General features: G+C 68.1%; 15 protein-coding genes. 4 read left to right on the top strand and 11 right to left on the bottom strand.

Annotated features, from left to right (window positions below; all coding sequences use genetic code 11):
- The first annotated feature begins 58 nt into the window (after positions 1-58).
- From HJG53_RS08760 to HJG53_RS08775, 4 genes are all read left to right on the top strand, one after another.
- On the top strand, positions 59-838 hold the full coding sequence (locus tag HJG53_RS08760; RefSeq protein WP_171129547.1) for an SDR family oxidoreductase: 780 nt from the start codon (positions 59-61) through the stop codon (positions 836-838).
- Between the two features lie 35 nt (positions 839-873).
- A complete protein-coding gene (gene proB, locus HJG53_RS08765; RefSeq protein WP_171129549.1) occupies positions 874-1,977 on the top strand; it encodes a glutamate 5-kinase in 1,104 nt (367 codons plus the stop codon).
- A gap of 3 nt (positions 1,978-1,980) precedes the next feature.
- Positions 1,981-2,892, top strand: coding sequence for an NAD(P)-dependent oxidoreductase (locus HJG53_RS08770; RefSeq protein ID WP_171129550.1), 912 nt, complete (start codon positions 1,981-1,983; stop codon positions 2,890-2,892).
- A 62-nt stretch (positions 2,893-2,954) separates the two neighbouring features.
- Positions 2,955-4,703 carry a DUF885 family protein gene (locus tag HJG53_RS08775; protein WP_171129729.1) on the top strand — a complete coding sequence of 583 codons (1,749 nt, stop codon included), beginning with the start codon at positions 2,955-2,957 and terminating at the stop codon, positions 4,701-4,703.
- A gap of 122 nt (positions 4,704-4,825) precedes the next feature.
- Here HJG53_RS08775 and HJG53_RS08780 read toward each other — a convergent pair whose 3' ends face one another.
- The 11 genes from HJG53_RS08780 to HJG53_RS08830 all read right to left on the bottom strand — a co-directional run bounded on the left by HJG53_RS08780 (position 4,826) and on the right by HJG53_RS08830 (position 12,098).
- Positions 4,826-5,209 carry a hypothetical protein gene (locus HJG53_RS08780; RefSeq protein ID WP_171129552.1) on the bottom strand — a complete coding sequence of 128 codons (384 nt, stop codon included), beginning with the start codon at positions 5,207-5,209 and terminating at the stop codon, positions 4,826-4,828.
- A 10-nt stretch (positions 5,210-5,219) separates the two neighbouring features.
- Complete coding sequence (locus tag HJG53_RS08785) at positions 5,220-5,753, bottom strand: demethoxyubiquinone hydroxylase family protein (protein WP_171129554.1); 534 nt, start codon at positions 5,751-5,753, stop codon at positions 5,220-5,222.
- Complete coding sequence (locus tag HJG53_RS08790; RefSeq protein WP_171129556.1) at positions 5,750-6,235, bottom strand: disulfide bond formation protein B; 486 nt, start codon at positions 6,233-6,235, stop codon at positions 5,750-5,752. The genes HJG53_RS08785 and HJG53_RS08790 overlap by 4 nt, the downstream gene beginning before the upstream one ends.
- A 122-nt stretch (positions 6,236-6,357) precedes the next feature.
- Complete coding sequence (locus HJG53_RS08795; protein WP_171129558.1) at positions 6,358-7,686, bottom strand: S41 family peptidase; 1,329 nt, start codon at positions 7,684-7,686, stop codon at positions 6,358-6,360.
- A gap of 60 nt (positions 7,687-7,746) precedes the next feature.
- On the bottom strand, positions 7,747-8,835 hold the full coding sequence (locus tag HJG53_RS08800; RefSeq protein WP_171129560.1) for a murein hydrolase activator EnvC: 1,089 nt from the start codon (positions 8,833-8,835) through the stop codon (positions 7,747-7,749).
- Positions 8,835-9,257 (bottom strand): 23S rRNA (pseudouridine(1915)-N(3))-methyltransferase RlmH, encoded by a 423-nt coding sequence (locus HJG53_RS08805; protein WP_171129562.1) that lies wholly within the window; start codon positions 9,255-9,257, stop codon positions 8,835-8,837. Before HJG53_RS08805 ends, HJG53_RS08800 begins: the two co-directional genes overlap by 1 nt.
- 6 nt (positions 9,258-9,263) lie before the next feature.
- Complete coding sequence (gene rsfS, locus HJG53_RS08810; protein ID WP_171129563.1) at positions 9,264-9,659, bottom strand: ribosome silencing factor; 396 nt, start codon at positions 9,657-9,659, stop codon at positions 9,264-9,266.
- A gap of 13 nt (positions 9,660-9,672) precedes the next feature.
- Complete coding sequence (locus HJG53_RS08815; RefSeq protein WP_171129731.1) at positions 9,673-10,293, bottom strand: nicotinate-nucleotide adenylyltransferase; 621 nt, start codon at positions 10,291-10,293, stop codon at positions 9,673-9,675.
- Positions 10,290-10,577 (bottom strand): type II toxin-antitoxin system RelE/ParE family toxin, encoded by a 288-nt coding sequence (locus HJG53_RS08820; RefSeq protein ID WP_171129565.1) that lies wholly within the window; start codon positions 10,575-10,577, stop codon positions 10,290-10,292. Before HJG53_RS08820 ends, HJG53_RS08815 begins: the two co-directional genes overlap by 4 nt.
- Complete coding sequence (locus HJG53_RS08825; protein WP_171129567.1) at positions 10,574-10,822, bottom strand: CopG family transcriptional regulator; 249 nt, start codon at positions 10,820-10,822, stop codon at positions 10,574-10,576. Before HJG53_RS08825 ends, HJG53_RS08820 begins: the two co-directional genes overlap by 4 nt.
- Before the next feature lie 31 nt (positions 10,823-10,853).
- The gene (locus HJG53_RS08830; protein ID WP_254447604.1) at positions 10,854-12,098 is read right to left on the bottom strand and encodes a glutamate-5-semialdehyde dehydrogenase; all 1,245 of its coding nucleotides are present in this window, start codon (positions 12,096-12,098) and stop codon (positions 10,854-10,856) included.
- Positions 12,099-12,107 lie beyond the last annotated feature (9 nt).

The raw sequence follows: 12,107 nt of genomic DNA on the forward strand, positions 1-12,107 counted from the left end.
GATTTGCCGAGCACGCTAGGCGGGTCCACCTTCACAGTCCATGAACGGGAGGGGTGGCATGGACGTGACGGTGATCACCGGCGCTTCGGCGGGACTGGGCGAAGGCTTTGCGCGGGCATTGGCGGCGCAGAAGCGCAACCTGCTGCTGGTCGCACGCCGCGAGGACCGGCTCGCTGCCCTCGCGATCGAGCTGGCTGAGCGGCATGGCGTGGCGGTCGAGACGCTGGCGCTCGATCTTGCAGCCGATGATGCCGGCATGACGCTGATGCGGGAGGCGGGCGAGCGTGGCCTCGTCATCGACCAGCTGATCAACAATGCCGGCTTCGGCGCCCGGGGCGCCTTTGCCGAGATCGGGCTCGACGAGCAGAAGCGCATGATCGCACTCAACTGCACCGCGCTGATGGAGCTGTGCCACCGCGTGCTGCCCGGCATGATCGAGCGGAAACGGGGCGGCATCCTGAACGTGGCCTCCACCGCTTCCTTCCAGCCCGGGCCGTGGATGGCCGTTTATTATGCCACCAAGGCGTTTGTGCTGAGCTTCTCCGAGGCGCTGCATGAGGAAGTGCGCGGAGCCGGCATCAAGGTGGCGGCGCTCTGCCCCGGCCCGACGCGCACCGAATTCGCCGATGTCGCCGGCATGGGCGATAGCGAGCTGTTCAAGCGCTTCGCCAGTTCGTCGGACGCGGTGGTGCGCGACGGCCTCGCCGCGCTGGAGAGCAATGCGGCGGTGAAGGTCTCGGGCGTGATGAACGCCATCATGGCCGAATCCATTCGCTTCACGCCGCGGCTGCTCGCCCGGCGGATCGCCGGCGGCTTGCAGAAGACGCGGCAAAGCTAGGCACGCGCGCCGGCGTTCGTTAACGCGAAGCCGCGATGCCGCATTTCCCGTCCTCCAACTGCCCGCGCCTGATCGTCAAGATCGGATCGGCGCTGCTGGTCGCGTCCGATGGCGGTGTGCGGCGCGCGTGGCTGGCGGGGATCGCGGCGGACATCGCGGAGCGGTGCCGGGCCGGACAGCAGGTGGCGGTGGTGTCTTCCGGCGCGATTGCCCTGGGCGCGCGGCGGCTGGGGCTGGCAAAGGGCGGCCGCGCTTCATTGGAGGATGCGCAGGCGGCGGCAGCGACGGGGCAGATCGCGTTGAGCCAGGTCTGGGCCGACGTGCTCGGCGCGCAGGGGCTGACCGCGGCGCAGATGCTGGTGACGCTGGACGATCTGGAAGACCGAAGGCGCTATCTCAATGCATCGGCGACGCTCGACCGGCTGCTGAGCCTGGGCGTGGTGCCGGTGATCAACGAGAATGACAGCGTCGCCACGGCCGAAATCCGCTTCGGCGACAATGACCGGCTGGCCGCACGGGTCGGCCAGGCTGCGGGCGCGGCCGGAGTGCTGCTGCTGTCGGACGTGGACGGGCTTTTCGACGCCGACCCGAACAGCCGGCCCGACGCCAGGCTGATCGAGCGGGTCGAGGCGATCGACGATCATATCCTGTCATTCGCCGGCTCGGGTTCGGGCTCAGGCATGGGATCGGGAGGGATGCGGTCGAAGCTGGAGGCGGCGCGGATCGCGACCTCCGCCGGCATTGCCCTCACGATCGCCAATGGCCGCACCGAACGGCCGCTTGGTTCGGATCGCGGCACCTTGTTCGTTGCGCGACCCGGAGCTTCGCCGCGCAAGGCGTGGCTGGCCGGACGGTTGACGGCACGCGGGCGGATCGCGGTCGATGCCGGCGCCGCCCGCGCCCTCAAGGCCGGATCCAGCCTGCTCGCCGCGGGCGCGGTGGCGATCGACGGACGCTTCGAGCGCGGTGACGTGGTGGATATCCTGCATGAAGGGCAGCCCGTCGCACGGGGGCTATCCGAATATGACTCCGCCGATGCAGCGCGCATTCTCCGCACCAAGAGCGATGCGCAGGCCGAAATCCTCGGCTATGCGCCCCGCTCCGCCCTCGTCCACCGCGACCATCTCGTCCTGATCTGATCCATGACCCAACCCACTCTCGCCATTACTGGAGGCACCGGCTTTGTCGGTGCGACGCTCGTCCGTCACGCGGCGATGCGCGGCCATAAGGTGCGCGCGCTCACCCGGCGTCCGCAGCCGTCGAACAGCAAGATCGAGTGGGTCGAAGGCGCGCTCGACCGGCCCGAGGCGCTGGTGCGGCTCGCGGTCGGCGCCGATGCCGTCATCCATGTCGCCGGGGCGATCAACGCTCCCGACCGCGCCGGCTTTCAGGACGCGAACGTGTTCGGCACGCTGAACATGGTGGAGGCGGCCAAGGCGGCCGGCGTGAAGCGCTTCATCCATGTCAGCTCGATGGCGGCGCGCGAGCCGGAACTCTCCGACTATGGCTGGTCCAAGGCGCGGTCCGAGCAGGTGGTCGGGGCGAGCGGTCTCGACTGGACGATCGTGCGTCCGCCCGCGGTCTATGGTCCAGGCGACCGCGAAACGCTCGAGCTGTTCAAGATGGCCAGGCGCGGCCTCGTTTTCCTGCCGCCCGCCGGCCGCATCTCCGTCATCGAAGTGAGCGACCTGTCGCGCTTCCTGCTGACGCTGATCGGCCATGAAGAGACCTACAGCGAAACCTATGAGCCGGATGACGGCTATGAGAAGGGTTGGACGCACCGCCAGTTCGCCGAGTCGATCGGGGTCGCGGTCGGGCGCAAGCGGGTCACCGCTTTAAGCGTGCCGCGGCCCATGATGCGGCTGGGCGCGCGGATCGACCGGCTGTTCCGCGGCAAAGGCGCCAAGCTGACGCTCGACCGCGCGAGCTATTTCAGCCACCCCGACTGGGTGGCGAAGCGCCGCCCGCCGGCGGAGCTGTGGCGTCCGCATATCGAGACCAATGCCGGATTGAAGGCGACGGCGGTCGCCTATCGCGCGGCCGGCTGGCTCTGAGCACTCTCGACTTTTCCGTGCGGCTGCGGACAAGTGCTCGCACCTGACCGGAGAAGATGATGCTGAAGAAGCTTGCCGCCGCCCTGTTGCTCGCCACGTCGGCGCCTGCGCTCGCCAGCGCCTCCGACGATCTGAAGCGCGTCATGGACGAGCAATGGGCCTGGTTCCTGCGCACCAACCCGACCTACGCAACCACGCTCGGCACCCATGATTATGACGACCGGATCGGCGATATCAGCCTTGCCGAGGCGGATCGCCAGGCGCAGCAGGCGCAGGCGTTCGTCGACCGGTTGAAGGCCCTTCCCGACGCACAGCTTTCAGCCGAAGAGCGCACCAACAAGGCGATCCTGAGCCGGCTGCTGTCCGAGCAGGTCGAGGGCAATCGCTATGGCGAGCGGCAAATGCTCTTCACCACCTATTATGGCTGGCACCAGGGCTTTGCCGGCATGGGCGAGAACCTGCCCTTCCGCACCAAGGCGGATTACGACAATTATTTGAAGCGGCTGGCCCAGTATCCCGCCTATAACCAGGAAGCGATCAGGATCACCCGGCAGGCCGTGGCGCAGGGGTTCGTCCAGCCCTGCGATGCGATGAAGGGGTTTGAGAAGACCATCATCGGCGTAGTCGCCGAGGATCCGGCCAAGTCGCGCTTCTATGCGCCGTTTTTGGGCGCAAAGCCGGCGGACGCGAGCGATGCCGAATGGGCCGAGCTGCAGACCCGCGCCAAGACGCTGATTACCGGCACGCTCAATCCCGAATATCGGCGATTCCACGATTATTATGTGAAGGACTATGCGCCCAAGTGCCGCAAGACGGTCGGCGCGTCGGCCATGCCGAAGGGCGCGGAGTGGTATGCGCTGCAGGCGCGGATCAACACGACGACCGACCTGACACCCGAGCAGATCCATCAGCTGGGCCTGAAGGAAGTGGCGCGGATTCGCGCCGAGATGGAGACGGTCGCCAAGCAGGCCGGCTTTTCCTCGCGCGAGGCGTTCATCCAGGAGCTGCGCACCAACCCGAAATATTATGCGAAGAGCCCGGAAGAACTGCTCGCCGCCGCCGCCCTCCAGGCGAAGCGCATCGACGGCATGCTGCCACAATATTTCGGCCGGCTGCCGCGGCTGCCCTATGGCGTGAAGGCGATCCCGGCCGAGACGGCGGAAGGCACGACCACCGCCTATGCCTCGCCCGGCTCGCTGATCTCGGGTATCGCCAGCCAATATTATGTGAACACGTCGAAGCTCGACCAGCGCCCGCTCTGGGAGCTGGCGGCGCTGACCCCGCACGAAGCGGCGCCAGGGCATCTGTTCCAGCTGGGGCTGCAGCAGGAACTGGACCTGCCGAACTTCCGCAAGCACCAGGCCGGGTTCACCGCCTATGTCGAAGGCTGGGCGCTCTATACCGAGCGGCTCGGCATCGAGATGGGGCTGTACGACACGCCCGAGAAGCAGATGGGCCGCCTGAGCTACGAAATGTGGCGGGCGAGCCGGCTGGTCGTCGATACGGGCATCCATGCCAAGGGCTGGACCAAGGCGCAGGCGGTCGCCTTCATGACCGACAACACCGCGCTGTCCGCCGCCAATATCGACGCCGAGGTCAACCGCTACATCTCGTGGCCGGGCCAGGCGCTCGGCTACAAGATGGGCGAGCTCAAGATCCGCGAGCTACGCACGCGGGCGGAAGCGGCGCTGGGCCCGAAGTTCGACCTCAGGCGGTTCCACGACGCGGTGCTCGCCAAGGGCGCGGTCCCGCTCGATGTGCTGGAGGCGCAGATCGACGCGTGGATTGCGGGGGAGAAGGCGCGGGGTTGATGCAAGCCCCTCCCCTTCAGGGGAGGGGACGGGGGTGGGGGCGAGCGTCTGCTCGCCCAAGAGACTCCTGAGCGCGTAACGGCCCCACCCCAACCCCTCCCCTGAAGGGGAGGGGCTAAGGATCACTGACCCTCAGGCACCTGCCCGTTCTGGCGGGCGCGGCGTTCTTCGCGGGCTTGGCGGAGCATCTGGGCGTAGCAGCCGGTCCAGCCGCCGGCACCGACCGGCGTGCAGCTGTTGGTGCCGGATGCGCCCGCATATTCCATGCTGCGTGCGCGGGCGGCCCAGCTGTTGCTCTGTGCGCTCGGCTCGATGCGGCGGAGTTCCTGCGGGATGCGGTAGCGTTCGCTTTCGGAGCGGCGGACGCAGATGGTGTCGCGCGGGCAGGTGTCGTCGCCGAAGATGACCAGCACCTGTTCGTTGGTGTTGCGCTGCGCGAGCGCCGGCGCGGACGGCAGGGCCAGCGGCGACAGGAGCGTGGCGGCGATCAGCAGTTTCTTCATCATGGGGCGCTCCCTAAATGCGCTTCGACAGGGCGATGGCGGCGCGGCAGCCGAGCCGGATCGCGTGGAACATGAGCGGATAGGCCGGGGCGCGCTCGGCGCCCGCCGCCAGGGCATGGTCGCGGTGCGCGATCTCGTCGTCGCGGAACTCGCGGATCGTGTCGGAGAGTTCGGGATCGCTGTCGCCAAGCGCGTCGAGCTGTTGCGAATAATGGCGGTCGATCTCGGTTTCGATCGCGGCGGTGCAGGCCATTGCGGCTTCCGGACCAATCGCGGCGGTGACCGCACCCAGCGCGAAGCCGGCGACGTTCCACACCGGCTGCAGCAAGGTCGGGCGGACGCCGCGTTCGACGATCATCGCGTCGAAGCGCTTGCGATGCGCTTCCTCCTGGCTGGCCATGCCGGCAATGGCGCGGCCGACGCCGATCCGGTCGCCCAGCACCGCCAGCTGGCCGGCATAGATGCGCGTCGCGCCATATTCGCCGGCCTGGTCGACGCGCAGCGTCGCGGCGGCGTCGGGCCTGCGGTCTCCGGGCTTCACGGTCATCGCGCTCTCCTCGAACGATGCGCCAACGCCCAGATGGCGATTGCGGCTGCAAAGGAGAAGATCGCGTTGAACCCGGCGAGCGAGATGCCGGCGAGCGTCCATTGCGCCTGATCGCAGCGGACGACCGGGGCGGCCAGAATCGCCTTCAGCAGATCCTCGCTGGAGGCGGCGCTCGGGCCCCGCGCACAGGTTGTCAGCCCTTCCCACCAGCCATATTCGACGCCCGCGTGAAACACACCGATCGCGCCCGATGCGGCGATGAAGAGGGCGGCGAGGTTCACGGCGACGCGCGACGCGGCCGGCCTGCTGGCGATGGCATAAGCGAGCAGCGCCAACGCGATCGCCGCCTCATGCGGCCAGCGCTGCCAATAGCACATCTCGCACGGGTGCAGGCCGCCGAGATATTGAGAGCCCAGGGCGCCGCCGAGCAGCAGCACGGGCGCGAGCAGGGCCAGCAGGCGGGCTTTGGATAGATCGTTCACCCCAAACTCCGTTCGGGCTGAGCTTGTCCTAGCCCTCCCTTCCTTGATCCGTAGAAGAGAAGGCAGGCCTTCGACAAGCTCAGCGCAGGCGGAGTTTAGGAGCCTGGTCGCTGAACCGGAGCTTACTTGCCCCGGGCCGCGGTCTGCACCGCCGGCAGCTTGCCCAACCGGGCTATCGTCTTGACCGCATAGTCGAGCTGGAAGTCCTTGACGCCTTGCTTTTCCAGCTGCTCGGACGTCAGCTTGAAGCGTGGATCGTCCTTCAGATCCTCTTCCAGAACGGCATTGTCGACCTTGGCCTGATTGACCAGGTGGCGGCGCAGATCGGCTTCACGGAAGCGCGGACGAGTCTTGTAGTCCGGGTCGCTCAGCTGCGGCACGGTCAGGTCGGGCTCGATGCCGCCTTCCTGCACCGAGCGGCCCGAGGGCGTGTAGTAGCGCGCCGTCGTCAGGCGCAGCGCCGTCTCGGTGGACAGCGGCAGCAAAGTCTGCACCGATCCCTTGCCAAAGCTGCGTTCGCCCATGACGATCGCGCGGTGGTGATCCTGCAGCGCCGCCGCGACGATCTCCGCCGCGGACGCGGAGCCGGCATCGACCAGCACCACGACCGGCGCGCCGCCGGTGTCGTCGCCGGGCTTGGCATAATAGCGCTCGATATCGTTCTTCTCGCGGCCGCGCTGCGAAACGATCTCGCCATGATCGAGGAACACGTCCGACACCTCGATCGCCTGGTCGAGCAGGCCGCCGGGGTTAGAGCGCAGGTCGATCACATAGCCGGTCGGGCGATGGCCGAGCGTCTTCTGGATGCCGACGATCGCGCCGCGCACGCCCGCACCGGTGTTCTTCGAGAAGCTGTTGATGTTGATGATGCCGACATCACCCTTCACTTCCCACTTGACCGGCTTCAGCTCGATCACTTCGCGGGTCAGCGTCAGGTCGAAGGGTTTGTCGCGGCCGGGCCGGACGATCGTGATCTTGACCGGGGTGCCGGGCTTGCCGCGCATCTGCTCGACCGCCTCGTCGAGTGTGCCGCCGAACAGCAACTGGCCGTTCAGGTGGGTGATATAGTCGCCCGGCTTCACGCCGGCGCGATAGGCGGGCGTGTCTTCGCTGGCGGTGATGACCTTGACCGCGCCGTCCTCCATCGAGACGGTGAGGCCGAGGCCGCCATAATTGCCGTCGGTCTGGGCCTTCATCGACTGGAAGTCGGTCGCGTCGAGGAACGAGCTGTGCGGATCGAGGCTCGACAACATGCCATTGATCGCGCCCTTGATCAGCGTCTTGTCGTCGACCTTGTCGACATATTCGGCGCGCACCCGCTCGAACACGTTCATGAACTCGTCGAGTTCCTTGTAGGTGTCGTTCTCGACCGCCGCGAGGCCGGAGGTGGCGAGGGGCACCAGCGCAAGGGCGCTGACAAGGGCGGTGGCGCGCAACAGCGGACGGAACATGAAGGGCATCCTGCCAGAGTGTTTTCGCGAAGATATAGGCTTTTCGACCGGTGTTAAAGGTCAGCTGACGAGCGGCGTGAAATCGACGGCCCGCCCGTCCTGGCGGAACTCGATGGTTATCCCTCCGCTCGCCGCCCGGCCGAGCGGGGTGCCCGCGCCGACCACGTCGCCGATGCGGGCGATGTTGGCGGCGAGGCCCGTCACCAAACTGACCTGACCGCCGCCATGATCGATGATCGCGATCGCGCCGTAGTTGCGGAACAGCCCGGCAAAAGCGATGCGGCCCGCCGCCGGCGCGACCACTAGCGCCCCAGGCCGCGCAGCAATGCTGACGCCACGCGCGCGTGCGCCGGACGGGAGCGGTTCGCCGAAACCGTAGCGGATCGGGCCATTCGCCGGCAGGCGGTAGGCCAAGCCGCGCCGCGCTTCGGCCAGGGTGCCGCGGCGTCGGCTCCGGTCCAGCTGGCGCACGAAGGATTCGAGGGAGCGGCTCGACCGGGCGAGCAGCGCCGCGCGCTCGGCCTCGGCGCGGGCAGTGCCGGTCAAAGCAGCGGAGCGCCGCCGCTGCTCTGTTTCCGTGGTGGCCAGCCTCCTGGCTTCGGACGCTGCAGCCACCTGTCGCTGTCGCACCTCCTTCAATGCCTGGTCGCCCTCTGCCTTCAGGCGAGCGGCGCGTTCGACCATGCCGCGGAGATCTGCGGTTTGCGCGGCGACCGTCGGCGCGGCCGTGCTGAGCATCGCACGCAGATGGACAAGGTCGTCGACGCTGCCAGGCTGGGCGATGGCGGCGGCGGCCGGGCGGCGGGCCAGGGTCTGCAGCGCGGCGACCAGTTCGACGGCGGGGCGCTGCCGTTCGGCAAGACTGAGTTCCTGCCGGCGTAGCTCGGCCTGCAACAGGGCGAGCCGCGCCTCTGCCGCCGACAGCTCCGCCTCCGCGGCCTGCACGCGGGCCGCCGCCGCGGCTTGCGCGCGCCGGGTGCGGTCCGCCTCGTCGGCGGCGAGCCTGGACTGGGCCTGGTAGAAAGCGGCACGTTCGCGTGCGGCGATGACATCGGCCTTGGCAGCCGAGAGCCGCACGCGCGGATCGAGCGCTTGCGCCGCCAACGCGGTTGCGCCCGTCAACAGTCCCAATGCGATCAGCGCCCTCATCACCCCTCCCGGTGATAGGGGTGATTGGCAAGGATCGAGGTCGCGCGAAAGAGCTGTTCCATCAACATCGCGCGGGCGAGCAGGTGCGGCCAGGTGGCCCTACCGAAGGCGAGGAGCAGGTCGGCTGACGCCCGCTCCGCATCGTCATGGCCGTCCGCCGCGCCGAGCAGGAAGCGGCACTCGCGCTTGCCGGTGTCGCGCCACTTTTCGAGCTTGCGGGCAAAATCGACGGAGGTCAGCTGCTCGCCGCGTTCGTCGAGCACCACGGTGACGCCATCGGTTGCACGGGGCGGCATGCGGCCGCCCTGGTCGGGCAGTTCGGTCAGCTTGATCGGCCAGGCGATCCGCTTAGCGTAGCGGTCGACCAGCTCGGCTTCGGGGCTGCGGCCGATGCGACCGCGCGCGACGATGTGGAGCAGCAACTAGGGCTAGGCGTGTGCGGGATTGGGCGGGGGCGGCGCTTCGCCGAACGCCCACATCCGCTCCAGATTGTAAAAGCTGCGCACTTCCGGCCGGAACAGGTGAACGATCACGTCGCCGGCATCGATCAGCACCCAGTCGGCGGTGGGCAGGCCCTCGACGCGCGCCGAGCGGCCCAGCTCGCCCTTGATCCGTTCGACCAGCTTCTGCGCCATAGACGCGACCTGGCGCGTGGAGCGGCCCGAGGCGATCACCATATGATCGGCGATGCTGCTCTTGCCCTCCAGCGGGATCGAAATGGTTTCGATCGCCTGATCATCTTCCAGCGAAGACAGGACGAGGTTGTGCAGCGCCGCCGCCGGATCGGCTGCGGGCGTGGGGTGCGCAAGTGACTGTGCGGCCAAGTGGGTTCCTCAGCTAGAGTGCGTATCGTCGTGGTTGAACAACGCTCGAGGGAGCGCGGCGGTGCCAATGCGGGTCGGCCTGGCGGATGCTGGTCGCCGATCGAGGGTCGGGGACGAAGCGCAGGAACACGAGCGCCGGCTTACTCCACTCCGTCCATCTGCGTGCCTGGCCTGCGGGCCGGACGAAACGCCGCAACCAGCCCATCGCGGGTGCCGCGCGGGCAGCGTGATTATATCCCGGACGCGCCACCACCGCAATCGGAACCGTGCGGGCGATCTCCCGCCACGCGCGCCACCGACCGAACTGCAGCAGATTATCGGCCCCCATCAGCCACACGAAGCTGTGGTGCGGATGCCGCTTTTTCAAGGCCTTGAGCGTGTCGATGGTGTAGCGGGTGCCGAGCTTCGCTTCGATCGCGGTCGGACGGATCGGAGCACCGACGCCGAGCCGCTTCGCCGAAGCCAGTCGGTGCGCCAGCGGCGCCATGCCGGCCGGATCCTTGAGCGGGTTCCCCGGCGACACCAGCCACCAGACCTCATCCAGCGCCAGCGCCCGCAACGCGAAGAGCGAGATCGCCCGATGCCCGCCATGGGCCGGATTGAAGCTGCCGCCGAGAAGGCCGATGCGCATCAGTGCCGGCGCCGCCAGTTTTGCGCCATGTGACGGATACGAGCGACCTCCACGCGGCTCTCGCGCACGCGGTAGAGCAGCAACAACGGAAGTTTTCCGACCGGCCACTTACGCAAACCACCCGCTCCGACTGCCGGGCCGGCTCGAGGAAATTCAGCGAGAAAGTCGGGCGCGGCGACAATCGCCCGTCGAATCCGCCCGGCGAGCTCCTCGCTGTCCTCCTCGTAGAAGCCTAGAATGTCGTCGAGATCGGCGAGGGCCTGGTTGGACCAGATGACCTTGGTCAAGCCAGATTGCGACCCGGTTTGCGCTCATCGAGCCACTGCACGAGCTCTTCATGCGTCACCCAGCGGCCTGCATCCAGGTCGTCGACACCCGGTTGCGCAAAATCGAGAAGTTCGGCCTCATGAATCGCAGCTTCCCGAATAGCGTCGGCTGCGAACTCTTCGACACTTATTCCTTGAGCGTTCACCACCCGTGAAACAATCGCTGCTGTCTTGTCGTCGAGCTCAGTAGTGACCGCGATCGTCATCGCTCGAACCTAAGCCCATGCGGTTGCACTTTCAACCGCGCACCTGGCCGGTGCCGCGGCCGATCCATTTGTAAGTGGTCAGGCCCTCCAGCGCCACGGGACCGCGCGCGTGGATGCGGCCGGTGGCGATGCCGATTTCGGCACCCAAGCCGAACTCGCCGCCGTCGGCGAACTGGGTGGAGGCGTTGTGGAGGACGATGGCGCTGTCCACCTCGGCGACGAAGCGTTCGGCGGCCGCAGCGTCCTCGGTCACGATGGCATCGGTGTGGTGGGAGCCGTGCGCGGCAATGTGCGCCAGCGCAGCCTCCAGGCCGTCCACGACCGCCACCGATGCGACGGCGTCGAGATATTCGGTGTCCCAATCGGTCGCGTCGGCGGCCGCGATGCGCGGATCCAGCGCCTGGGCGCGACCATCGCCACGCAGCATGCAGCCGCGGTCGAGCAGCGCGCGCACGAGCGGCACGGCCGTCGGATAAGCTGCGTCGATCAGCAGCGTCTCCATAGCTCCGCACACGCCGGTGCGCCGCAGCTTGGCATCGACGACGATCGCTTCCGCCATCGCAGGCTCGGCGGCGGCATGGACATAGACATGGTTGTTGCCGTCGAGATGCGCGAGCACCGGCACGCGCGCGTCCTGCTGCACGGCAGCGACGAGCGACTTGCCACCGCGCGGCACGATCAGGTCGATGAGCCCGGCGGCGCGAAGCATCGCGGCGACCAGCGCCCGGTCGGGATCGTCCACCAGCTGCACGGCATCCTCCGGCAGGCGCGCCTGGCGCAGCCCGGCGACGAGCGCCGCGTGCAGCGCGCGGTTGCTCGCCCGCGCCTCCGAACCGCCGCGCAGGATCGCGGCATTGCCGGAGCGGAGACACAGCGCGCCCGCATCGGCCGTGACGTTCGGCCGGCTTTCGTAGATGATTCCGATCACCCCGATCGGCACCCGCACCCGTTCGAGCGCGATGCCGTTCGGGGGCACGGTGCGATCGATCACTTGACCGAGCGGCGTCGGCAGGGATGCGACGCTGTCGAGGGCTGCAGCAATGGCCTCGACGCGATCCGCGTCCAGCTTCAGCCGGTCGCGCATGGCAGGGCTCAGATTGGCGGCGCGCGCCATGTCGTCGGCGTTCGCGGCAAGGATCGCGCCCGCCGCCATGCGCACTTCGCCTGCAGCGGCGCGGAGCGCCTCGGCCGTGGCCTCGGGCGCCGTTCGCGCAAGCACGGCGGAAGCGCGGCGCGCGCGCGCGGCCATGTCTGCGATCCGTGCCTCGGCCCTCATCGACTGCGC

Source organism: Sphingomonas sp. ID1715 (assembly GCF_013044515.1).
Lineage (GTDB): Bacteria > Pseudomonadota > Alphaproteobacteria > Sphingomonadales > Sphingomonadaceae > Sphingomonas_B.

Coding starts and splice junctions, on each gene's coding strand:
- HJG53_RS08800 (WP_171129560.1), bottom strand. CDS start 8,835: ATGAGGGCGCTGATCGCATTGGGACTGTTGACGGGCGCAACCGCGTTG.
- HJG53_RS08770 (WP_171129550.1), top strand. CDS start 1,981: ATGACCCAACCCACTCTCGCCATTACTGGAGGCACCGGCTTTGTCGGT.
- HJG53_RS08825 (WP_171129567.1), bottom strand. CDS start 10,822: ATGACGATCGCGGTCACTACTGAGCTCGACGACAAGACAGCAGCGATT.
- HJG53_RS08785 (WP_171129554.1), bottom strand. CDS start 5,753: ATGACCGTGAAGCCCGGAGACCGCAGGCCCGACGCCGCCGCGACGCTG.
- HJG53_RS08760 (WP_171129547.1), top strand. CDS start 59: ATGGACGTGACGGTGATCACCGGCGCTTCGGCGGGACTGGGCGAAGGC.
- proB (WP_171129549.1), top strand. CDS start 874: ATGCCGCATTTCCCGTCCTCCAACTGCCCGCGCCTGATCGTCAAGATC.
- HJG53_RS08830 (WP_254447604.1), bottom strand. CDS start 12,098: ATGAGGGCCGAGGCACGGATCGCAGACATGGCCGCGCGCGCGCGCCGC.
- HJG53_RS08780 (WP_171129552.1), bottom strand. CDS start 5,209: ATGATGAAGAAACTGCTGATCGCCGCCACGCTCCTGTCGCCGCTGGCC.
- HJG53_RS08795 (WP_171129558.1), bottom strand. CDS start 7,686: ATGTTCCGTCCGCTGTTGCGCGCCACCGCCCTTGTCAGCGCCCTTGCG.